The sequence below is a fragment of the Bradyrhizobium sp. P5_C11_2 genome, assembly GCF_054049755.1.
The window spans coordinates 1-22,464 of the sequence record NZ_JBFULT010000031.1; the positions used below are offsets into that span (position 1 = coordinate 1).

The 22,464-nt window shown below is 64.3% G+C and carries 21 protein-coding genes; 14 read left to right on the forward strand and 7 right to left on the reverse strand.

What is annotated here, in order from left to right:
- Window positions 1-52: 52 nt before the first annotated feature.
- The 6 genes from ACXJL8_RS05585 (at window position 53) to ACXJL8_RS05610 (ending at window position 6,133) form a co-directional block, all read left to right on the forward strand.
- Window positions 53-571, forward strand: coding sequence for a c-type cytochrome, methanol metabolism-related (locus tag ACXJL8_RS05585; protein ID WP_456621045.1), 519 nt, complete (start codon window positions 53-55; stop codon window positions 569-571).
- Window positions 572-634: 63 nt separating this feature from the next.
- Window positions 635-1,744: an S-(hydroxymethyl)glutathione dehydrogenase/class III alcohol dehydrogenase gene (locus ACXJL8_RS05590; RefSeq protein ID WP_456621046.1), complete on the forward strand. Its 1,110-nt coding sequence runs from the start codon at window positions 635-637 to the stop codon at window positions 1,742-1,744.
- A gap of 31 nt (window positions 1,745-1,775) precedes the next feature.
- Window positions 1,776-2,339: an S-(hydroxymethyl)glutathione synthase gene (gene gfa / locus ACXJL8_RS05595; protein ID WP_456621047.1), complete on the forward strand. Its 564-nt coding sequence runs from the start codon at window positions 1,776-1,778 to the stop codon at window positions 2,337-2,339.
- A gap of 643 nt (window positions 2,340-2,982) precedes the next feature.
- Complete coding sequence (locus ACXJL8_RS05600) at window positions 2,983-3,435, forward strand: (2Fe-2S)-binding protein (RefSeq protein ID WP_200499076.1); 453 nt, start codon at window positions 2,983-2,985, stop codon at window positions 3,433-3,435.
- 1 nt (window position 3,436) lies between these two features.
- Entirely contained in the window at window positions 3,437-5,749 is a 2,313-nt protein-coding gene (locus ACXJL8_RS05605; RefSeq protein WP_456684735.1) for a molybdopterin cofactor-binding domain-containing protein, read from the forward strand.
- Between the two features lie 123 nt (window positions 5,750-5,872).
- Window positions 5,873-6,133 (forward strand): hypothetical protein, encoded by a 261-nt coding sequence (locus ACXJL8_RS05610; RefSeq protein ID WP_456621049.1) that lies wholly within the window; start codon window positions 5,873-5,875, stop codon window positions 6,131-6,133.
- A 259-nt stretch (window positions 6,134-6,392) separates the two neighbouring features.
- On the opposite strand, the gene ACXJL8_RS05615 is transcribed toward ACXJL8_RS05610, so the two are convergent.
- The 4 genes from ACXJL8_RS05615 to ACXJL8_RS05630 all read right to left on the reverse strand — a co-directional run bounded on the left by ACXJL8_RS05615 (window position 6,393) and on the right by ACXJL8_RS05630 (window position 10,678).
- On the reverse strand, window positions 6,393-8,120 hold the full coding sequence (locus ACXJL8_RS05615) for a methanol/ethanol family PQQ-dependent dehydrogenase (RefSeq protein WP_456621109.1): 1,728 nt from the start codon (window positions 8,118-8,120) through the stop codon (window positions 6,393-6,395).
- 129 nt (window positions 8,121-8,249) lie between these two features.
- Entirely contained in the window at window positions 8,250-8,903 is a 654-nt protein-coding gene (locus ACXJL8_RS05620) for a QcrA and Rieske domain-containing protein (protein WP_456621050.1), read from the reverse strand.
- A gap of 266 nt (window positions 8,904-9,169) precedes the next feature.
- Window positions 9,170-9,634, reverse strand: a complete 465-nt coding sequence (locus tag ACXJL8_RS05625) for a group III truncated hemoglobin (protein WP_456621051.1) — start codon at window positions 9,632-9,634, stop codon at window positions 9,170-9,172.
- Window positions 9,635-9,826: 192 nt separating this feature from the next.
- Window positions 9,827-10,678, reverse strand: a complete 852-nt coding sequence (locus tag ACXJL8_RS05630) for a 3-hydroxybutyryl-CoA dehydrogenase (RefSeq protein ID WP_028152200.1) — start codon at window positions 10,676-10,678, stop codon at window positions 9,827-9,829.
- A 389-nt stretch (window positions 10,679-11,067) separates the two neighbouring features.
- On the opposite strand from ACXJL8_RS05630, the gene pstS reads away from it, so the two are divergent.
- Together pstS and ACXJL8_RS05640 are read left to right on the forward strand one after the other, a co-directional pair.
- Window positions 11,068-12,123 carry a phosphate ABC transporter substrate-binding protein PstS gene (gene pstS, locus ACXJL8_RS05635; protein ID WP_456621052.1) on the forward strand — a complete coding sequence of 352 codons (1,056 nt, stop codon included), beginning with the start codon at window positions 11,068-11,070 and terminating at the stop codon, window positions 12,121-12,123.
- 257 nt (window positions 12,124-12,380) lie between these two features.
- Window positions 12,381-13,079, forward strand: coding sequence for an ABC transporter permease (locus ACXJL8_RS05640; protein WP_456621053.1), 699 nt, complete (start codon window positions 12,381-12,383; stop codon window positions 13,077-13,079).
- Here the strand turns inward: ACXJL8_RS05640 and ACXJL8_RS05645 are convergent.
- The gene (locus ACXJL8_RS05645) at window positions 13,053-13,862 is read right to left on the reverse strand and encodes an extracellular solute-binding protein (RefSeq protein WP_456621054.1); all 810 of its coding nucleotides are present in this window, start codon (window positions 13,860-13,862) and stop codon (window positions 13,053-13,055) included. The genes ACXJL8_RS05640 and ACXJL8_RS05645 overlap by 27 nt on opposite strands.
- 373 nt (window positions 13,863-14,235) lie before the next feature.
- On the opposite strand from ACXJL8_RS05645, the gene ACXJL8_RS05650 reads away from it, so the two are divergent.
- Both ACXJL8_RS05650 and ACXJL8_RS05655 read left to right on the forward strand, forming a co-directional pair.
- Window positions 14,236-15,615, forward strand: coding sequence for a hypothetical protein (locus ACXJL8_RS05650; protein WP_456621055.1), 1,380 nt, complete (start codon window positions 14,236-14,238; stop codon window positions 15,613-15,615).
- A gap of 63 nt (window positions 15,616-15,678) precedes the next feature.
- Window positions 15,679-15,951, forward strand: a complete 273-nt coding sequence (locus ACXJL8_RS05655) for a TonB-dependent receptor plug domain-containing protein (protein ID WP_456621056.1) — start codon at window positions 15,679-15,681, stop codon at window positions 15,949-15,951.
- 19 nt (window positions 15,952-15,970) lie between these two features.
- On the opposite strand, the gene ACXJL8_RS05660 is transcribed toward ACXJL8_RS05655, so the two are convergent.
- Window positions 15,971-16,126: a hypothetical protein gene (locus ACXJL8_RS05660; protein WP_456621057.1), complete on the reverse strand. Its 156-nt coding sequence runs from the start codon at window positions 16,124-16,126 to the stop codon at window positions 15,971-15,973.
- A 51-nt stretch (window positions 16,127-16,177) separates the two neighbouring features.
- On the reverse strand, window positions 16,178-17,287 hold the full coding sequence (locus ACXJL8_RS05665) for an alpha/beta hydrolase-fold protein (protein WP_456684736.1): 1,110 nt from the start codon (window positions 17,285-17,287) through the stop codon (window positions 16,178-16,180).
- A gap of 291 nt (window positions 17,288-17,578) precedes the next feature.
- Between ACXJL8_RS05665 and blaBJP the strand changes: the two genes are divergently transcribed.
- The 4 genes from blaBJP (at window position 17,579) to ACXJL8_RS05685 (ending at window position 22,443) form a co-directional block, all read left to right on the forward strand.
- Window positions 17,579-18,463, forward strand: coding sequence for a BJP family subclass B3 metallo-beta-lactamase (blaBJP, locus tag ACXJL8_RS05670; RefSeq protein ID WP_456621059.1), 885 nt, complete (start codon window positions 17,579-17,581; stop codon window positions 18,461-18,463).
- Window positions 18,464-18,781: 318 nt separating this feature from the next.
- Entirely contained in the window at window positions 18,782-20,800 is a 2,019-nt protein-coding gene (locus ACXJL8_RS05675) for a putative bifunctional diguanylate cyclase/phosphodiesterase (protein WP_456684737.1), read from the forward strand.
- A gap of 248 nt (window positions 20,801-21,048) precedes the next feature.
- Window positions 21,049-21,828 (forward strand): LuxR C-terminal-related transcriptional regulator, encoded by a 780-nt coding sequence (locus ACXJL8_RS05680; RefSeq protein ID WP_456621061.1) that lies wholly within the window; start codon window positions 21,049-21,051, stop codon window positions 21,826-21,828.
- Between the two features lie 246 nt (window positions 21,829-22,074).
- Entirely contained in the window at window positions 22,075-22,443 is a 369-nt protein-coding gene (locus ACXJL8_RS05685; protein WP_456621062.1) for a hypothetical protein, read from the forward strand.
- The last annotated feature ends 21 nt before the right edge of the window (window positions 22,444-22,464 follow it).

A 22,464-nucleotide genomic window follows, 5' to 3' on the forward strand; every position in this document is an offset into this window, starting at 1 on the left:
GATCAGATCCACGCGCCGGCTCGTCTCCACCGAACGCCCCGAGGAAAATCTCTTGCGTAAAATCGGCCTTGTTATCGTTGCAATTGTCGTCGCCACGTCCGGAGGACTTGCGCAGGCGGAAGGTCCGGGCGATCCGACCGCCGTCAAGAAGGAAGATGACGGAAAGTGGCTCGATAAGGACGGAAACCCGACCTACAAGATTTCGGCCGATGGTACCGTGGACTGGTTCACCTATTCCGGATATCGCCGCTATCACTCCGACTGTCACGTCTGCCATGGCCCGGACGGCATGGGATCCACCTACGCACCGGCGCTGAAGGATTCCGTCAAGACCATGAGCTATGGCGACTTCCTCGGCGTGATCGCCTCCGGTCGCAAGAATATCTCGACCGCGCAGGAGAACGTCATGCCGGCCTTCGGCGACAACCCGAACGTCGCCTGCTACATGGACGATCTGTACGTCTATCTGCGCGCCCGCTCCACCGATGCATGGGGCCGGCAGCGCCCCGCCAAGAAGGACGAGAAAACGGAGGCCTACACCAAGGCGGAAGACGCCTGCATGGGCAAGTAATGAACGTGACGCGGATTGCCGAGACTACGTCCTGGCGTCCGATGAGGATTTGAGGAGTTTACGATGAAAACACGCGCCGCCGTCGCTTTTGAAGCCAAGAAGCCGCTCGAGATCGTCGAGGTCGACCTGGAAGGACCAAAGACCGGCGAAGTCCTGGTCGAGATCAAGGCGACGGGCATCTGCCATACCGACGCCTACACGCTCGACGGCTTCGACAGCGAGGGAATCTTTCCGTCGATCCTGGGCCATGAAGGTGCCGGCATCATTCGCGAGATCGGCCCCGGCGTGAGCTCGGTGAAGCCGGGCGACCACGTCATCCCGCTCTACACGCCGGAATGTCGGCAGTGCAAAAGCTGCCTGAGCCAGAAGACCAATCTCTGCACGGCGATCCGCGCGACCCAGGGCAAGGGCGTGATGCCGGACGGCACCAGCCGCTTCTCCTACAAGGGCAAGCCGATCTACCACTACATGGGCTGCTCGACCTTCTCGAACTTCACGGTGCTGCCGGAGATCGCGGTGGCGAAGATCCGCGAGGACGCGCCGTTCGACAAGAGCTGCTACATCGGCTGCGGCGTCACAACGGGCGTCGGCGCCGTCGTCAACACCGCCAAGGTCACGCCGGGCTCCAACGTCGTCGTGTTCGGCCTCGGCGGCATCGGCCTCAACGTCATCCAGGGCGCCAAGATGGCCGGCGCCGACAAGATCATCGGCGTCGACATCAACGACTCCAAGGAGGAATGGGGCCGCCGGTTCGGCATGACCGATTTCGTCAATCCCAAGAAGATCACCGGCGACATCGTCCCGCATCTCGTCAACCTCACCGACGGCGGCGCCGACTACACCTTCGACTGCACCGGCAACACCACGGTGATGCGCCAGGCGCTGGAAGCCTGCCATCGCGGCTGGGGCACTTCCGTCGTCATCGGCGTTGCCGAATCCGGCAAGGAGATCGCAACCCGCCCGTTCCAGCTCGTCACCGGACGCAACTGGCGCGGTACAGCCTTCGGCGGCGCGCGCGGCCGCACGGACGTCCCGAAGATCGTCGACTGGTACATGAACGGAAAGATCCAGATCGATCCGATGATCACCCACACGCTCAAGCTCGAAGACATCAACAAAGGCTTCGATCTGATGCACGAGGGCAAATCCATCCGTTCAGTCGTCGTGTTCTAGCTCAACCGTCACACCCAAGGAGGATCGACCCATGACTGTTGCACTCCACCCCTCGATCGATAACGGCATCAAGCAGGGCAGCGGCAGCTTTGCCGGCGGCACGCTCGCCTGCAAATGCAAGGACCATCAGGTCAAGGTCGGCGTCAAGGGCGATGTCGCCCACAACCACGCCTGCGGCTGCACCAAGTGCTGGAAACCGCAGGGCGCGATCTTCTCGGTCGTGGCCGTGGTGCCGCGCCAGAACGTCACCGTGCTCGAGAACGGCGACAAGCTTCAGATCGTCGACGCTTCCGCGGTGATCCAGCGCTACGCCTGCACGGGTTGCGGCACGCACATGTATGGCCGCATCGAGAACAAGAACCATCCGTTCTACGGCCTCGACTTCATCCACGCCGAACTGTTCCAGGAGCAAGGCTCGGCAGCGCCGCAATTCGCCGCCTTCGTCTCGTCGGTGATCGAATCGGGCGTGAAGCCGGAGCAGATGGGCGGAATACGGTCTCGGTTCAAGGAGCTTGGGCTCGAGCCCTATGACTGCCTGTCGCCAGCACTGATGGACGCAATCGCGACCCACGTGGCGAAGGCCAAGGCTGCCTAAACAAGGCTGCCTGAAACAAGGCTGCCAGGTTCGCCACGTCCCGTCCGCTCGCTGGTCGCAACCACCGCCAGCGAGCCGGACGGCGCGGCTCCCGGATGATCGCGACGATGCCGCCTGCTCGCCTCTGATCGGCTTGCGAGAACCGTCGGCTCCCTCAGTCCTGGTCTCTGAATGACTGCGCAGTGCCRCCAACTTCCTCTTTGAAGTGTGCGCCGCTGCGTTTCTCCCTCCCTCGACTGAGGGCTTCCTGCTTCGTCCGCACAGTATGTCTGGCGGACGAAGCTTTTTTCGCCAGGGCTGTTTTCGCGGTCGCACAAACTACGCGACGTCTTGCCACGCCCTGCTTTTGACAAATCACAGATGCAATCTGTTCACGTCGAAAACACCCGGCTGTGAACGCCGGGCGGCACCGATCCCTGATATGGTCGCGCGGTCACGATGCCGCGCGAAATTCAATCAATTAAGAACAAAACGGGAGGTATCGAGCACATCCGGACATTGCGATTCGCATCACCGCCAGCCGCCGGGACCTGCCCGCGCGGGACGACTGGCGAGATGCGGGACGACCTGACGCACGGACCATGACGCCGGCGGGCGTCGGTGAATTTTGAATCGGCATGCTTATGAAGAGCGAGGGACGATCATGATCAAGGTGAAGATCAACGGCCAGGAACAGAGCTGGGACGGCGACCCGGATCTCCCGCTACTCTGGTTCCTGCGCGATGAGGCCGGGCTCACCGGCACCAAGTTCGGCTGTGGCCAGGCGCTTTGYGGCGCCTGCACGGTCATCGTCGACAAGGAGGCCGTGCGCTCCTGCATCACGTCGATCAACGACGTCGCCGGGCGTGAGGTCACGACGATCGAGGGGCTGCACCCGAACGGCGATCACCCGGTCCAGAAGGCCTGGCGTCAGGTCAACGTTCCCCAATGCGGCTTCTGCCAGGCCGGCCAGATCATGCAGGCGGCCGCGCTGCTGATGGACAATCCCAAGCCGTCGCATGACCAGATCCGCGAGGCGATGGCCGGCAACATCTGCCGCTGCGGCTGCTACCAGCGCATCGAGAACGCGGTCCATCTCGCATCGACGGGAGTGTGACATGAATTTCATCGACAATCCCGGCAAGCTCCGTGGCTTCGAAAAGAACGTCAGGGTCGAGAAGGTCTCCCGCCGCAGCATCCTGAAGGGGCTCGGCATCACCGGCGGCTTCGTGCTCGCCGCGCCCGTGATGTCGCGCCAGGCTTTCGCCTATGAGACCGGCGCCGGAAAGATGCCGCATGGCGTCGTGGTCGATCCGCGCGTCTTCGTCGCGGTTGCCCCCGACGGCACCGTCACCATCCTCGCCCACCGCGCCGAGATGGGCACCGGTGTGCGCACCAGCCTGCCGCTGATCGTGGCCGAGGAGATGGAGGCCGACTGGTCCAGGGTGAAGGTGCAGCAGGCCCATGGCGACGAGGCCAAGTTCGGCAACCAGGACACCGACGGCTCGCGCAGCACGCGGCACTATCTGATCCCGATGCGCCAGATCGGCGCCTCGGCGCGCACCATGCTGGAGCAGGCCGCGGCAAAGCGCTGGGGCGTCCCTGCGACCGAGGTCAAGGCCGTCAATCACGAGGTCGTCCACAGCGCCAGCGGACGCAAGCTCGGCTTCGGCGAGCTCGCGGCCGATGCCGCCAAGGAATCGGTGCCCAGCATCGAAGGCCTCAAGCTGAAGGACCCCAAGGACTTCCGCTATCTGACCAAGGGCCAGATCGGCATCGTCGATCTCCACGACATCACCACCGGCAAGGCGCGCTACGGAGCCGACGTGCGCCTGCCCGGCATGAAATATGCCGTGATCGCGCGCCCGCCGGTGACCGGCGGCAAGCTGGCCTCGTTCGATCCGGACGCGGCCTTGAAGATTCCCGGCGTCGAGAAGGTGATGCAGGTGCGCGGCTGGCCGTGGCCGTCGAAATTCCAGCCGCTCGGCGGCGTCGCGGTGATCGCGCGCAACACCGGTGCTGCGATCAAGGGCCGCGACGCGCTGAAGCTCGTCTGGGACGACGGCGCCAACGGCAAATACGATTCCGTCGCCTACCGCAAGGAGCTCGAGGAGGCCTCGCGCAAGCCCGGCCTCGTCGTGCGCAAGGAGGGCGACGTCGACGCCGCCCTGAAGGGCGCCGACAAGGTGATCGTCGGCGAATATTATCTGCCGCATCTCGCCCATGTCAGCATGGAGCCGCCGGTCGCGGTTGCCGACGTCAAGGGCGACAAGGCCGAGATCTGGGCGCCGGTGCAGAGCCCGGGCGGCACCCGCGAGGACGTCGCCAAGACGCTCGGCATTCCCGAGGGCAACGTCACCGTCAATGTCACGCTGCTCGGCGGCGGTTTCGGCCGCAAGTCGAAATGCGACTTCGCGCTCGAGGCCGCGCTCCTCTCGAAGGAGCTCGGCGCGCCGGTGAAGGTGCAATGGACGCGCGAGGACGACGTCCGCCACGACTTCCTGCACACGGTCTCCGTGGAACGGATCGAGGCGGGCCTCGACAAGAGCGGCAAGGTGATCGCCTGGCGTCACCGCAGCGTGGCCCCGAGCATCGCCTCGACCTTCGCCGCCGGCACAAAGCACCAAGCACCGTTCGAGCTCGGCATGGGCCTCGTCGACATGCCGTTCGAGATCGCCAACATCAGTTGCGAGAACCCGGAAGCCTCGGCGTTCACCCGCATCGGCTGGTTCCGCTCGGTCTCGAACATCCCGCGCGCCTTCGCGGTGCAGTCGATGGTCGGCGAAATCGCACATGCGACCGGCCGCGACCAGAAGGAGACGCTGCTAGCGCTGATCGGAAGCCCGCGGATCGTCAAGCCGGCGGTGAAAGACCTCTGGAACTATGGCGAACCCTATGACAGCTACCCGATCGACACCGCCCGCCTGCGCAAGGTGGTCGAGCTGGTCGCCGAGAAGGGCGAATGGGGGCGCGCGGTCGCCAAGGGCCACGGCCTCGGCATTGCCGTGCATCGCAGCTTCGTCAGCTACATCGCGACCATCGTCGAGGTGGCCGTCGACGACAAGGGCAAGCTGACGGTACCGCGGGTCGACACCGCAATCGACTGCGGCACCTATGTCAACCCCGAGCGCATCGCCTCGCAGATMGAGGGCGCGGCGATCATGGGGCTGAGCCTCGCCAAGTATGGCGAGGTCACCTTCAAGGACGGCAAGGTGGAGCAGAAGAACTTTGACGACTTCCAGGTCCTCAGGATGGACGAATCCCCGCTGGTGACCAACGTCTACATCGTGCCGCCCGGACCCGACACGCCGCMCAGCGGCGTCGGCGAGCCCGGCGTGCCGCCGTTCGCGCCGGCGCTGATGAACGCGATCTTCGCCGCGACGGGAAAACGCATCCGCGCGCTGCCGATCGGCAAGCAATTGGAGGCGTGAACGCATGGAGTGCGATTGCGCGGAGATCGTGCTCAAACAAGAAGGCGCGCGATAGAAGTCTATCGCGCTTAGGAACATCAGGCGGCCTTGCGCCGTTTGCATCGATCTGACAGGAGCAGATCGATGATCAACATCACGAAGGCGCTCGCAGTCTCGTTGCTGTCGGGCGCCTTTCTTTTGACCGCTGGCGGCGCCTTCGCCCAGAGCAACACGACGCCGCCGACCACGGCCACCCGCCCCACCGCGCCGGACCAGAACTCACTGCCCAACGCCAATGCCCCGCCCGCCTCGACCACCCAGACCACCGGGCAGAGCAGCACCGATCCGAAGGTTCGGGAGATGAACCAGAAGGAAAAGGACAAGGTGGATCGCCAGGGGAAGTAGCGACCTGGCGGTTTGGCGCACGAGTGCTTCCGCACGTCATGGCCGGGCTGGTCCCGGCCATCCACGAGCTTTCCCGCAGCAAGAAGAACGTGGATGCCCGGGACATCTAACGCGAAGACGCGCTTCTGCCCGGGCATGACGAGTTCGTGGCACGGGCGTCGGCCGTGCCACAAGCCACACGCAAAATGCGACGGACGTTTCCGTCCGCCGCATTCGCCACCCCCCTGCTGCTCCGCTTCTTTCGATCCGCCCGCGGAGCCTATTTCTTCAGCGCGAACACCCAGACGACGCCGCCCTGCGGAACATTGGCCTCGATGCCGATGTTGTTGGTCACCAGCGCATCCTGGATACGTTGCGCGTCCACGCCCCACCCCGACTGGATCGCGATGTATTGCGTGCCGTCGATCTCATAGGACACCGGCATGCCCATGATGCCGGAGTTGGTCTTCTGCTCCCACAACAGCTCGCCGGTCTTGGCGTTGAAGGCGCGGAAGTTGCGGTCGTTGGTGCCGCCGGCAAAGATGAGATCGCCCGCCGTCGCCGTCACCGAGCCGAACAGCTGCGACTTCGGGAAGTTGTGCTGCCACACCTTCTTGCCGGTGACGGGATCCCAGGCCTGCAGCTCGCCAAAATGATCCGCGCCCGGCTTTGTCTTCAGCCCAATATCTTCCGGCTTGGTACCGAGCCAGAGCTCGCCCGGCTTGAGCGCGACCTTCTCGCCGGTGAAGCCGCCGCAGAAGTTCTCGTTGGCGGGCACGTAGACCAGGCCGGTCCTCTGGCTGTAGGCCGCCGACGGCCAGTCCTTGCCGCCCCATAGAGAGGGACAGAACTCGACGCGCTTGCCAATCACCGGCTTGTGCGCGGGATCGACGATCGGCTTGCCGGTTTCGGCATCGATGCCCTTCCAGACGTCGGTGGAGACGAACGGCCAGCCTGCCACGTAGTTGATCTTGGTCGGCGTGCGCTCGAGCACCCAGAAGATCGCGTCGCGGCCCGGATGGACCAGGCTCTTGATGTTGCGGCCATCGCGTTGCAGGTCGATCAGCATCGGCGCTTCGACCTCGTCCCAGTCCCAGGAATCGTTCTGGTGATACTGGTGATAGGTCTTGATCTTGCCGGTGTTGGGGTCGAGCGCAAGCACCGACGAGGTGTAGAGATTGTCACCGGGATGGGTCTCGCCCGGCCACGGCGCCGCGTTGCCGACGCCCCAGTAGATCGTCTTGGTCTCCTTGTCGTAATTGCCGGTCATCCAGGCCGAGCCGCCGCCGTTCTTCCAGTCGTCGCCCTGCCAGGTGTCATGACCGGGCTCGCCTTCGCCGGGAATGGTGTAGGTCCGCCAYAATTCCTTGCCGTCCTTGGCGTCATAGGCGGCGACATAGCCGCGCACGCCGAACTCGCCGCCGGAGCCGCCGACGATGACCTTGCCGTCGACGATCAGCGGCATCAGGGTCATGTACTGGCCCTTCTTGTAGTCCTGGACCTTGGTGTCCCACACCACCTTGCCGGTCTTGGCGTCGAGCGCGACGACATGGTCGTCAGTAGTGGCGAGATAGAGCTTGTCCTCCCAGAGGCCGACGCCGCGGCTGGTCGGGTGCAGCTGGAAGAGATCATCGGGGAGCTGCCGCTTGTAACGCCAGTACTCGTCGCCGGTCTTGGCGTTCAGCGCGATCACCTGGCCCATCGGGGTCGCCACGAACATCACGCCGTTGTTGATGATCGGCGGCGCCTCGTGGCCTTCGACCACGCCGGTGGCAAAGGTCCATACCGGCGTGAGATTTTTCACGTTCGAGATGTTGATCTGGTCGAGCGGGCTGTAACCCTGCCCGTCATAGGTGCGCCGATAGAGCATCCAGTTGGCGGGTTCAGGATTTTCCAGGCGCTGCGCGGTGACCGGAGAGTAGTTCTCGATCGGGCCCGCGACGGCGGCGGTGGAGGCGAGGCAGGTGAAGGCGACGAAGCCAGACAGTAACCATTGCTTCCTGGTCATGGACGTTTTCATGGACGTTCCCCTTTTTCATCCGCTTGAATTCTTGTGTTGAATTCTTGTCGTTCGTTCCGTCGTCCGCCCATCGGCGGATGCGGCCTCTCGTGACGCGGGCACAACCCGCACCGTCCATCATCCTGGCTGCGCGCCACCTACCTTTCCGACGAAGTTGCCGGCGACGCTGAGCGAGCCGTCAGCGAGCGTCAGCGGCAGCGCGGCGAGCCGCCGCGGTGCCGGCCCGAACACCACCTGCGCGCCCGCGCGGGGATCGTATTCGGAGTTGTGGCACATGCATTTGAACACCTCCTTGTCACCGACATCGCTCTTGACCCAGGCGGTGACGGGACAGCCGGCATGGGAACAGATCGCCGAATAGGCGATGATGCCGTCGATGGCGCGCGCGCGCGTCTTCTCGTCGAGCTCGGCGGGATCGAGCCGGATGATCAGGATCTCGTTGAGGCGGGAGGCGCTGCGCACCACCGATGTCGTGGGATCCTTCGGCCAGGCATGGACCGGTGGTCCGCCGGCCGGCAGATCGGCCGCGGTGATGAGCTTTCCCTCCTGGTCGCCTTCGGAGAAGACGAGCAGATCGCCCTTCTGCGGCCGCTCGTCGGAACCAGGCGGATCCTCGCCCGCGCGCAACTGCGTGGAACAGGCGAGGCACGTCGTGGTGACGAGCGCGCCCATCAGGAGCGCGCGCCGCGTTTGCTCCGGGCGCGCGTCGGCTTCGGGCTGCGCAGTGTCGTCGGAGGATGAAGAGGTTGCGTTGAAAGATGCACTCGACATGTGCGCGAGCAGGCGCTGGAACTCTGCCGAAAAGAAGGCGGAGATTTTGCGCCGCAGTGCATCAATATGGCTTTGCTCGCGCTGATTGAATGCAAACAAGCGCATTCACGCGCATATTTTCGATTGCAACGTCACACCGCGCGATAGGCATGATGATTTTGCAGATCAGACCGATGCTCTCGGAATTGGTGCAACGCGCCAACGTGCGCCGCGATGTCAACGAACATCAATTCGGTTGTACGTTTCTCAGGCAGGTATTTTGTATTCTAGGAGCGGAGCACGTGCCGGGGCGAAGCGATACGCCCGGCAACAGTCGCCGATGCCATCTCAAAGCTGTCGGCGATGCGCCGTGCCTTGTCGATGAAGAGCGCGGCCGCTGCGGGTGGACAGGCTTCACGCGCGGTCTGCTCGAACAGGTCGAGCCAGCGGTCGAAATGATCGCCGACCAGGCTCAGGGGCAGATGCGCCCGCATCGGTGAACCGTGATAGCGGCCGGTCATCAGCACGACCGACGACCAGAAATCCTTGAGCTTGGCGAGGTGCTCGTCCCAATTCCGCACGACCGCGAATACCGGCCCCAGCAGCTTGTCCTCGCGCACGCGCCCGTAGAAGCGAGTGACGAGTTCCCCGATCATCTCTTCGGTGATCCCGGTGCGCTCGATCGCATCCTGGACCAGCAGGTTCCGCCGCGCGGCCGCAGCTTCCCGCTCGGCCTTTAGTCGATCCGACATATCCTTCGTTATCCGTTCCGTTGTTCCCGCAGCCGCCCGTGCAACATTGTCGGGCCAATCACGCGCGTCGTCTTTGCCGCAGCGCAAATTGCGGGACTGCCGGCGGGCGTTATATCTTGAGCATGATCTTGTCGGAAAACCGCTACGCACTTTTCCGGATCATGCTCCGAACGCCCGCCGCCCGCGCCAAAATCAGGCGCCGTAGGTGTAGAAGCCCTGACCGGTCTTGCGGCCGAGATGGCCGGCATCGACCATTTCCTTGAGCAAGGGAGCCGGACGGTATTTGGGGTCGTTGAAGCCTTTGTAAAAGACCTCCATCACCGACAGCATGGTATCGAGCCCGACCAGATCGGCCAGCGCCAGCGGTCCGATCGGATGGTTGCAGCCGAGCTTCATGCCGGCATCGATCTCCTCCGCGGTCGCGATCCCTTCCTGAAGCGCGAAGATCGCCTCGTTGATCATCGGGCAGAGAATGCGGTTGACGGCGAAGCCCGGGCTGTTCTTCGCCGTGATCGCCACCTTGCCGACGCGCTTGGCGAAGTCGAGCGCCTTGGCGTGGGTGTCGTCGGAGGTCTGCAAGCCGCGGATGAGCTCCAAGAGCGCCATCACCGGCACCGGGTTGAAGAAGTGCATGCCGATGAAGCGGTCGGGGCGATCGGTTGCGGCGGCGAGCTTGGTGATCGAGATCGACGAGGTGTTGGTCGCGAGCAGCGTGCGCGGCGACAGCGTCGCGCAGAGATCCTTCAGGATCTTGACCTTGAGCTCTTCGTTCTCGGTCGCGGCCTCGATCACCAGATCGCAATCGGCGAGCTTGGCGCGGTCGGTCGTGCCGGTGATGCGCTTCAGCGCCGCCTCGCGATCCGCCGCCGACATCTTCTCCTTCTTGACCAGGCGCTCGAGGCTGCCGCCCACGGTCGACAATCCGCGGTTCACCGCCGCATCGGAAATGTCGACCATCACGACCGAAAGGCCGGCCGCAGCGCAAATCTGCGCGATGCCGTTCCCCATGGTCCCTGCCCCGATGATGCCAACGGTATTGATCATTGCTTACATCCTTCTCATCCTGCGGGGCGTGCCAGCGCTGGCCCCCGCCTCTTGTTCCTGCATCAGGCTCTAGCACCGCCGCCGGGCGGGTGCGACCTGATCCTGCCCCTTCCTTAAAGCATCCATGGCGGGAATAAAGCCGGCCTTCCGTCGCGAAAGGGCACGATTTAGGCTCTTGCGCACCGCTTACTCAAGTTTTGCGCCGTATCCCGCCTCTGGATAGAGCCGACGGCGCGGACAGGCCGGACGCAGGCTTGGGACCATCCCGGCCCGCTGCGCAGCGGCCCTTCAGCAAAAACGAATTTCGGTAAAGTGGCAGCAAAACGTTCCACGACATTTTTGTGACATAGGCCACACCAGCTTCGCGCCCGGCCTGCTAGCGTCGGGGCATGATGAAACATCTCGGACTACCGATCATCCTCACCGCCCTCGTGATCGCCACGCAAAGTCCGGCTGCCGAGACCAAGGGCGCAGGCTCAACCTTCGTTTCGCCCGTGATGGCGAAATGGATCGACGCCTACAAGGCGAAGACAGGCAACACCGTCAGCTACCAGGCGGTCGGCTCGAGCATTGGCGTCGGCTTGATCAAGAAGGAAGCCGTCGATTTCGGCGCGAGCGACATGCCGCTCGATCCCAAGGAGTTGGACAGGCTCGGCATGATGCAATTCCCGATCGTGATCGGGGGTGTCGTGCCCGTGGTCAACATCGATGGTGTCAAGCCCGGCCAGATTCGCTTCACCGGGCAGGTGCTCGCGGACATCTATCTCGGCAAGCTCAAATCCTGGAACGATCCGGCGATACGGGCGATCAACCCCGACATCAGACTCCCGAGCGCGGCGATCACGGTGGTTCATCGCGTCGACGGATCGGGAACGACGTTCAACTGGTCGAACTACCTCTCGAAGATCAGCCCACAATGGAAGACGACCGTGGGCGAAGGCACCTCGGTCGAGTGGCCAGTCGGGTTGGGAGGAAAGGGCAATGACGGCGTCGCCTCGCTCGTCAGTCTCGTTCCCGGCTCGATCGGTTACCTCGAATACACCTACGCGCTGCAACGGCTCGACAGGATTTCCTTCGGAATCGTGCAGAACGGTGCCGGCAATTTCGTCGTCCCCGACGCCGCATCGTTCCAGGCGGCGGCCTCGAGCGCGGACTGGAAGGCGGAGAAGGATTTCCATCTCGTGCTCACCAACGCGCCGGGTGAAGACGCCTACCCCATCACCGCCACGACATTCGTGCTGATGCCGAAGACCCCGAAATCGCCGGAACGGTCGGCAGCCGCCATCGACTTTGTGCGCTGGTCGCTGGAGAACGGCAAGCCGCAGGCTGAAACGCTCAATTACGTTCCGCTGCCGCCCGCCTTGGTTGATCAGATCGAACGGTACTGGCAACTGAGCTTTGGGGCAGCCCCCACGGTCGCGGCCTCGGCKAACGTCAAGCGCTGAGCTTTGAGATGGAGGTTCGGGGCAGATTGCACCGGATCCCCGATTGACAGGCCAAGCGGCCCTAGGATCTACGTCCCGGGAGCCGGCATCAGGCGCACACACATCCATTTTCCGAATGAAACGCGTTTCCAAATCGTCTCTCCCGGGTATTCTGTAGACGTCAACAAGACTCACAGAGACCAGCCCGTGAAGCGATTGCGTAGCGTCGATATCGACGATCCAGAGGCACTTTGCCGGACGCCGAAGCGTCAGGCCGAATGAACGACTTCGCGCGCTCCGTCGCCGCCGCCTTCTCGCTCATCGGCGAGGCCGATGCCGAGCTCCTCGGCATCGTCGCATTGTCGTTGCGCGTCAGCCTGACCGCCAGCATCCTCGCGGTGCTGATCGGCGCACCCTTCGGGGCCTTTCTGGCGATCGCCCGCTTCGGTGGACGGCAGGTCATCATCGTGCTGACCAACGCGCTGCTCGGCCTTCCGCCGGTCGTGGTCGGGCTTGGCCTCTATCTGCTGCTGTCGCGGTCGGGCCCGCTCGGAGCAGCCGGCCTGCTGTTCACGCCAACCGGGATGGTGATCGCGCAGACGCTGCTCGCCACGCCGATCGTGGTCGCACTGGTGCACAGGCCGGCGAGCCTGCTGTGGGCGGAATATGGCGATCTGGCGCGGATCGACGGGCTGTCGGTGCTGCGCAGCATGGCACTCCTGCTTGCGCTCGGCCGGACCTCGCTGATGACGGCTTTTCTGGCGGCCTTCGGGCGCGCGATCGCGGAGGTGGGCGCCATCATCATCGTCGGCGGCAACATCCGCGGCTTCACGCGCACGATGACGACCGCCATCGCCCTGGAGACCAGCAAGGGCGACCTGCCGCTGGCGCTCGGGCTCGGGCTGATCCTGCTCGCGCTCAGCGTGGCGGTATCGACCGTCGCCTTCCTGCTAGTGGGACGCGTTGGGGAAAAATAGCTGCTCGCCGCCGACCTTGTAGCCGGCGATCGCGTCCTGCCCCTTCGGCGAGACCAGCCAGTCGATGAAGGCCTGTCCGTCCTGTGCCTTCACGTCGGGATGCTTTGCCGGATTCACCAGCATGACGCCGTACTGGTTGAAGAGCCGCTTGTCGCCCTCGGTCAGGACGGCGAGCTCGCCGCGGTTCTTGAACGACAGCCAGGTGCCGCGATCCGACAGCAGATAGGCGTTCGAGGATGAGGCCATGTTCAGCGCCGGCCCCATGCCCTGACCGATCTCGCGATACCAGCTGTCCTTGCCGGCACTGAGGTCGACACCCGCCTCCTTCCACAGCCTGAGCTCGGCCGCGTGCGTGCCGGACTTGTCGCCGCGCGAGATGAACGGCGCCTTCGCCGCCGCGATCTTGCGCAGCGCATCAGCGACGTCCTTGCCACCGGCAATCTGCGCCGGATCGCTCTTCGGCCCGACGATGATGAAGTCGTTGTACATGACGTCGAAACGCTTCACGCCCTGCCCTTCCGACATGAACCTGTCTTCTGCGGGCCTGTCATGGACGAACACCACGTCGGCATCGCCCCGCCGCCCGATGTCCAGCGCCTGGCCGGTGCCGACGGCAACGACCTTCACATTGACGCCCTCGGCTTTCGAGAACAGGGGCAGCAGGTAGCCGAACAAGCCCGACTGTTCGGTCGACGTCGTCGAGGCGACGGTGATGGTGCGATCCTGCGCGTAAGCGCACGTCGACCAGACCAGAACCGCTGCGATGGCGGCAAGCTTCCTCATGCGTTGTCCTCACTCTCCAGACGTTTCAAATTACGCCAGGGAGGACGACGCTGGGAAGCCCCACGTTCGGCTCAGGATCAGCGGTCGGGGCGGTACCGCATAACGGCGAGACGGTTTGTCACGCATACGCTCGCATCGATGCATTTCGAATGAAGGATGCAACACGGTCGGCGTTGCAATCGTGGATCGCCCGAAAGCGCGACACGGCAGTCGCGTTTCCCGCGCGGTGGACGCACGGATGTTCTGCAATTGGTCCCACCTACATTGACATCGATGTGACGGCCGGGGCAGTTTTTGCATTGCTGGCGAATCAGCGATTGCCTCACGCCGAGTACCTCTTGGACAACTCCCTGTGCTTTCGAGACTGATATCGTTGCTGCGCCGCATTCCTGCGGTGAAATGGGCGTTCACCCGGCTTAGGCCCTTGCCGCACCGCGGCAGCATCGACGTCGCACCGATCGCGGCAAGCGACTCGCCGGCAATCGTTGCCGACATCGCAGAAGATGTTCCGGCTCCCGACAGCAGCAGCACTAACCCGCTGTGCGGTGACACCGAGACCGCCGTTGCGACTCCGGCCGCCGGGGATGGCACCGCTATCTCGGTCATCCCGGAGAGCTCGTCCGCAGCGCCGACGGATATCAGCGTCACCGACGATTCATCCCCGGAAACGCCGACAGAGGTCGAGTCGGTCGTCGTCCAAGAGGTTTCGGTCTCGTCAGTCGAGGTGGAGAGCGAGGCCGTCGATGCTCATGAGCTCGTCAGCAGCGATCCGCCTGCAGAGCTCCAGACCAACGTCGCACCCGTCGTCGTAGAAGAGACATCGGTGCCGTTTGTCGAGAGCGAGCCGGTCGATGCTCCCGAGCTCGTCAGCAGCGCCCCGTCTGCGGAACCCCCGGCGAACGTCGAACCCGTCATCGTTGCAGAGGCGCGGCTGTCGCCTGTCGAGGCCGAGAGCCAGCAGGCCAACGCGCCCGAGCCTGTCATCAGCAGCGATGCAACTGCCGACCTCTCGACCGAGGTCGAGCTTGTCGTCGTAGAGGAGGCGCTGGTCTCGTCCATAGACATCGAGATCCCTCCGATTGATGTCCCTGTTCTCGCCGTCAACGACGATACCTCCTTCGACGTCGCTGATGTTGAGCCGGCTGTCGTGGAGGATTCGTGTGTCGCGCTTGCGGACAGCGAAGTCTCGGCGGCGGAGGTCTCCGAGAACAGCATCGACGCCGCTCCCTTCGCTGTCGTCGCAATGGAGATCGAGCCGGTCCCGGCCAACGATCCTGCCCCGATCGCAGCCATCGCCGCGGAGGGTTCCTCTGCCGACACAGCGAGCGTCGTCACGCATGTCGCGCCGGAACCGGTCCTCGAGACCCCCTCACCGGAGACCCCCTCACCGGAGACCCGCAGCGCACCGAAGGCCCCTGCCAGAGCCGCGGAACCCGTCGACCGCACCACGCTGATCCGGCGGCGCTGGGCGGAAACCGGGATCAGGATGTGGAATCCGCGGCTTCATGGCACCGGCGACGCCACGCTCAACATCCAGGGACGTGTCGAGCTGCTGCCGCCCGAGCCCGGCGAGACCATGCCGCGCTACGACAAGCTCGAATTCAAGATGCTCGGCGGGCAGATCGTGTGCGAGGGCGTCATCGTCGAAGCGCCCGCGCATGCGAGCCAGCGCAGCTTCACCCGGCTCGCCGAGCCCGGGAAACCCGACCGGGTCCGCGAACCCGTGCGGGAACGCCAGGCCGCTCTCGCCTGATCCTTTTCCACCGCGGCCACGCTCGCCATATGCTAGGCTGATATCCCAAATAGGGGAGATCGCATGCCCGCAAAATTGTTGCGACTGATCGTGATCGCCGCACTCTGCGTCTCGCATGGAGCCTTTGCCGCTTCCGGCAAGCGGGCGCACCACGCGCCCGCCACCGATCCGGTCGCGCCCTACAAGGCCGACCGGCTCTCGTCCTCCCGCGGCGAGACCGTCCTCAACACGCCCGGCCAGACCACCGTGCTGACGCGGCAGGTCCTCGACGACATGAACGCAAGAAGCCTGAGGGACGCCATGCGCTCCACCGCGGGCGTGACGATCGGGCGCTAGGCATCCCAGGCACTTTGGCTCAGGGAATCGGATAGCCTTTCCAGACCCATTCCAGCGCCGCCGGCAGGGTTTGCGCGATCGTCGGCCGATCGACGTGCTTGGCGTTGCGCACGAACAGGAACTGGTAGTGGTAGCCCTTCTCCGCCAGCACCTTCGCCATCAGCGCGTTCGACAACGTCCAGTCGTGCATCCCGTCGGGAATGGTGGGATTGGGATAGAACAGGTCCTAGTCGCCACCGAAGAACCAGAAGCGGATCGGCTTGGTCGGCGCGGCAACGATCAGCGGCACCCCGGGCGGCTCAGCCGGCGTGAGCACGCCGGCCTTGGAGATGAGATTGGGACCGGCCGGCCCCGTCCATGCGCTGTGATATTCCCAGGCGCCGCCGCGCAGAGACGGATCATGCGGCCATTGCTGGTTGACCATCGTCGGCGAGAACGCCAGCACGCGGTGATAGAGGTCGGGATAGAACCACGCCATGGTGAAGGCTGCAGCACCGCTCGAGCTCAGCCCCATGGTCGCGCGCCCGTCGGGATTTTTGGTGAGCTTGACGTCGGCGTTCTTCTCGACCAGCGGCAGCACCTCGCGCTCGACGAACTGCGCGTACACACCTGACACCGCATCATATTCGCGCCCGCGCTGGCTGCCCTGCGCATCCTGGCCGCCATTGCCGATCTGGATCGCGATCATCGGCGGCACGCGGCGCTGCACGATCAGATTGTCGAGGGTGGTGGCGAGATCCTTGTAGGCGTTGGAGCCGCCGTCGCCGACCACGATGAACGGCGCCTCGGTGCCGCGGACATATTGCGCCGGCACGTAGACGTCGATCGTGCGCGACCAGATGCCGGGATGGCTCGTGGTGACGATCATGTGCGATTTGTCGTCCGGCGCGGTGACGGTCGTCATGATCGAGGAATTGGTACAACCGGCGACATCGTCGCGGATCAGGCCGGGATTGTAGATCGTGCTGTCCTTCGAGGTCAGCGTGAACGACTTCGTCGTACCGCGCGGCACGCCCTCTTTCGCGATCGTCTCCGGCGCCGGATTGTGGGTCGGGCCGATGATGAAATTGYCCTCGGCGCCAGGCGGCGGCAGCGTTCCGTCAGGCAACTCGGTCGCGCGCGGATAATTGGGGTTCGACGGATCGCGCGTCGGCGGCGCTGTCTTGAAGTCAAGGCCCGTCGTATCGATGAAGAAGGGCGCCGCCTTGTCGGTGGTGTTGGCACCGGACGGCRCGGCCATGTCCTGGGTCACGCAGGCCGGCTGCGACATGGCGACTGACGTGAAGGAGGCAGCGGAAATCAGCGTCACCGCGAGGACGGGCAAGATCCTGATCATTTCAGCTCCCGGTGCCGACGAGTCTTGTTGGCTCGTCTTGAAGGCGAAGTATGCCGGGTGACCGGCAAGCGGTCAAACCCGGGCGGCCCGCGTTGCCGCGATGGCCGCCATACTTAAACCGGCCGCGAACCGTTATTCCCGCACGGGACGTGAAATATTCCGGACATGAAACCGTTGCCGACAGGCCGGTCACGACGTAGCTTGCGGCCCGTCGGGAAGGCACCCAGGCTGCGTCCGATCGAAACAACAAGAACGAACAAGAACCAACAAGAACAATACGGGAGGCAGATCATGAGAGCGTTCACGGCCGCACTGTGCGCATTGGCGCTGTCGGCAACCGGCGTGCAGGCACAGACCGTCAAGGATTTCCTGACGGCAGTCACCAAGAAATGGACCACGCCGTTCGAGCCGTTCCAGCTCATCGGCAACATCTATTATGTCGGCACCGACGGCATCGCCGTCTACGTGATCAAGACCTCGCAAGGCCTGATCCTGATGGATACGGCGCTTCCGGAGTCGACCGGCATGATCAAGGACAACATCGCAAAGCTCGGTCTCAAGGTCGCCGACATCAAGTACATTCTCAACACCCACGCGCATTTCGACCACACCGGCGGCTTCGCCGAGATCAAGAAGGAGACCGGCGCGCAGCTCGTGGCCGGCGAGCGCGACAAGCCGCTGCTCGAAGGTGGCTACTATCCCGGCGACGAAAAGAACGAGGACCTCGTCTTCCCCGCCGTCAAGGTCGACCGTGCCGTCAAGGAGGGCGACAAGGTCACGCTCGGCGACACCACACTGACGGCGCATTCAACGCCCGGCCACTCGCCGGGCTGCACGAGTTGGGAAATGACCGTCAAGGACGGTAACCAGGACCGCGAGGTGCTGTTCTTCTGCAGCGGCACGGTCGCGTTGAACCGGCTGGTCGGTCAACCGACCCACGCCGGCATCGTCGACGACTACCGCGCGATTTATGCCAAGGTAAAGGCGATGAAGATCGACGTGCTGCTTGGACCGCATCCCGAAGTCTATGGCATGCAGGCCAAGCGCGCCGAGATGAAGGACGGCGCGCCGAACCCGTTCGTCAAGCCGGGCGAGCTCGCGACCTACGCGACCGGCCTGTCGGAGGAGTTCGACAAGCAGCTCGCCAAGCAGACGGCCGCGCTCGAGAAGAAATAGCGGCTGTCATACGCCTCTCTTCACCTCTCCGCGGCGAGGAGAGGTGAATCAAATGCGCCGGCCGAGCGCGCGGCAATACGCTCGACCGCGCCGTCGCGATTGCACATGGTTAGCAGAACGTAGCTGCGGTTATCGGGGACGATGCATGTCTCTGCCGCCGCATATCCTTAACGCGGCCTCACCAATGCGCGCGGCCGTAAAATTCCGCGGCAGCGCGCAACCTGCGCGGGCTCTTGCCGCGGAACCCGCCTAACGCGCCCTTTACCCCCGCCGTGCAAATATCCCCCCGTTTTGAAGGAATCCGGGGCGCGTATTGCAATGCCTGTCGTCGATTTGAAGACTCACCTCGCCGCCGCCATGCGGCTGTTTCGCGTGCCGGCCGACAACCCGGACCTGACGCGCGCGCAGTTCGAAGCCTTCTCCAAGCAGATCCCGCTGCTCTACTTCATCCTGATCAGCAACACGATCGCGGTCGCCTATACCTATGTGAACGTGGCGCCGGACTGGCTGACGATGATCGTGCCGAGCGTGCTGACCGTGCTTGCAGCGCTCCGCACCGTCTGGTGGCTGCGCCAGCGCCATCTCGTGCGCAGCGACGCCGACATCCTGCGCAATCTGCGCGCGACCAACTGGATGACGCTGCCGATCGGCGCCGGCTTCACCGCCTGGTCCTTCGCGCTCTATCCTTACGGCGATCCCTTCGCCAAGAGCCAGGTCGCCTTCTACATGGCCGTGACCGTGATCGGCTGCATCTTCTCGCTGATGCATCTGCGGTCGGCGGCGCTGATCGTGACGCTGGTCGTCGACGTGCCCTATGTGCTGTTCTTCTTCGCCACGGGTGAGCCGACCCTGAAGGCGATCGCGGTCAACAACCTCCTGGTCTCGGGCGCGATGGTGACGGTGCTGGTGATCTATTATCGCGACTTCGCCGACCTCGTCGCCAGCCGCAAGTCGCTGCTCGCACAGCAGGCGGCGACGCAAGCCCTCTCGGACGAAAATTTCCGTCTCGCCAATCTCGATTCCCTCACCGAGCTGCCGAACCGCCGCCGCTTCTTYGCGGAGCTTGCGAGCGCCTTCGGCGACGCCGAACGCAGAAATGTTCGCCTCGCGGTCGGGATCATCGACCTCGACGGCTTCAAGCCGATCAACGACAATTACGGCCACTCGGTCGGAGACCGCGTCCTGATCGAGGCGGGCYGGCGCATCCGCGAGGTTTGCGAGGGCTTTGGCCCGCAGCGGGTCGAATTCGCCCGGCTCGGCGGCGACGAGTTCGGCCTCGTGGTGTGCGGCGACCCCGAGGAGGCCGATCTGGCGCGGCTTGGCGAACGCATCGGCGATCGGGTCAAGCTGCCCTACCAGCTCGATACCGCGCATACCGGATTATCCTGCTCGATCGGCTTTGCCCTGTTTCCGCACTCCGCGACGACGTCGGAGGCGCTCTATGAATGCGCCGACTATTCGCTCTATCACGCCAAGCGCCATCTGCGCGGCCGCACCGTGATCTTCTCGAGCGAGCTCGAGGCCGAGATCCGCAGCCGCGGCGTCATCGAGAACCTGCTGCGCACATCCGATTTCGACACCGAGATGGAGCTGGTATTCCAGCCGATCGTGGATGCCATGAGCGAGCACACCGCGGGCTTCGAGGTGCTGTCGCGCTGGYACAGCCCCCGCCTCGGCCAGGTCTCGCCGGCCGACTTCATTCCCGCAGCCGAACGCATCGGCCTGATCCGTCCCCTGACGCAGGCGCTCCTGGTTCGCGCGCTCGCAGCCGCGAAGAGCTGGCCCGATGAAATCCACGTGTCGTTCAACCTCTCCGCCCACGACATCTGTTCGGCCGAGGGGATTCTGCCGCTGATCACCATCATCGAGAGAAGCGGCGTGCCGCCGCGCCGGATCGATTTCGAGATCACCGAGACCGCCGTCACCTTCGACTTCGTGCGCGCGCAGCAATCGATCGCCGCGCTGAAGGCGATGGGTTGCGGCATTTCGCTCGACGATTTCGGCACCGGCTATTCGTCGCTGAGCCACGTGCACCGCCTGCCGCTCGACAAGATCAAGGTCGACCGCAGCTTCGTCGCCGACATCAACGACAATCCGGTCAGCCACAAGATCATCAAGTCGCTCACCGGCCTGTGCGACGACATGGAAATCGCCTGCGTTGTCGAGGGCGTCGAGACCCGCGCCCAGCTGGACAGCCTGCGCCGGCTCGGCTGCGACTTCATCCAGGGCTATTATTTCGCAAAGCCCATGCCGCGCGATGCGATCGACGATTATCTCGCGAAGGAATGGCAGCGCCTTGACGGCGGCGCGATGCCCGGAGCCCAGATCCTGGCCTGAGGCGGACATGCCACAATCGACGCATGTAGCGCTGACGAATTGAACCAGCGCCTGTCAATGGTCCAGTTCACATGCGTCGAAACGCCCTCGGCAGGCGGGCATCTAATGTCAATACTTGTCAGCGTCCGCAAAACGCGCAATACTCAATTTCAAGGGGAAAGATACTAAAGATACAACTTTTTTGATCTTTGGCTTTCAACTGGGCGCGGCGGCAAACACGGTTGTGAGTTGGCAATCGGGAGGCAGGCATGTCGTCCAATGCGTCAGTCCCGGCAGGGCACGCTGCCCCGCCGCAGTCCCACGGCGCCATTTCACATCCATCGCAGCCATCGGCCGAGCCAAACGGCGGCGGCGCGCCCGTCTGCGTCTTCATCCTCAGTAACGTACGCCTGCTCTGCGAAGGCCTGAGTTCGTGCCTGGCGCGGCAGGAATGCCTGCGCGTCACCGGACACGGCGATCTGTCGACCCCGCCGGAGCAGGTCATCGACAGCGGCGCACAGGTGCTGCTGGTCGACATCGCGACAGCGCAAGGCCTGCGGCGATCGACGGCCTGTCGCGCCCTGTCGCCGGCGCTGAAGGTCGTCGCCATCGCGGTCGCCGAGGTCGAGCAGGACATCCTCGCCTGCGCCGAGGCCGGCGTATCCGGCTTCGTGCTGTGCGACGGCTCGATCGGCGATGTGGTCGCGGCCATCCACAACGCGATGCGCGACGAGCTCGTGTGCTCGCCCAAGGTCGCCGCCGCGCTGTTCGGCCGGCTGGCGCTGCTGTCGGCCCGGGCCGCGGTGCGAGAGCCTGCCGCCGGCGTCGACACGCTGACGCCGCGCGAGCACGAGATCATCCGCTTCGTCGGCGAGGGGCTGTCGAACAAGGAGATCGCGCGCGCCTTGCGAATCCGCGATTCGACAGTCAAGAACCACATGCACAACGTGCTCAGCAAATTGCAGATCCGCCGCCGCGGCGAGATCAGCAAGCATCTGCACGCAGCCGGTGCRCCGTCACCCGCGCGCTCGCGGATCCAGATCCGCTAGACCTTATGGCCTAGACCGTCCGGTGCAATAGCGGCCACCGGCCCGCGCAAGATCAGCGTGTCGCCGTTCCCGCGGCGCGCCCGGCGCGGCAGAGCCAGGCCCCGCGCGGCACACACGGTCCAGACCATCGCCTGCATCCTCACTGAACCCTTTGGCTCAATCGTGCCGCCGCGCCTTGTGCAAGGCTCGTGGCAAAGGTGGCCATTGCGACAGAGACGCATTCTCATTGCGGGATTCCCCGGGCTGATGACCGACATTCTCGAGCATGTTGTCGCAAAAGATCCCGCATTGGCGGTGGTCGGCATGACCGACGACACCAACCTCGCGGCAGAGGCCCGCCGCACCCGTGCCGACGTCGTCGTGATGGCCCAGACGGCCGCGGACGAGCGCGACAGGCTCGCGAGCCTCTTGCGCAGCCGACCACGGCTGAAGGTCGTGACGATCGTCGCAAGCGGCGAGAGCGGCGCGCTGTACGAGCTGCGGCCACACCGCACCTTCATCGAGGAAATTACGGCAGAATCGCTGTCGCAGGCGATCCGCGATCCGCCCGGGCACGGGCGCAGGCCGCGCCGCGGGCTCGCCCGACGGCGAGGCAAGAACATCGCTGCGGTCTGACCGAGCGAGACGGACCGCCAA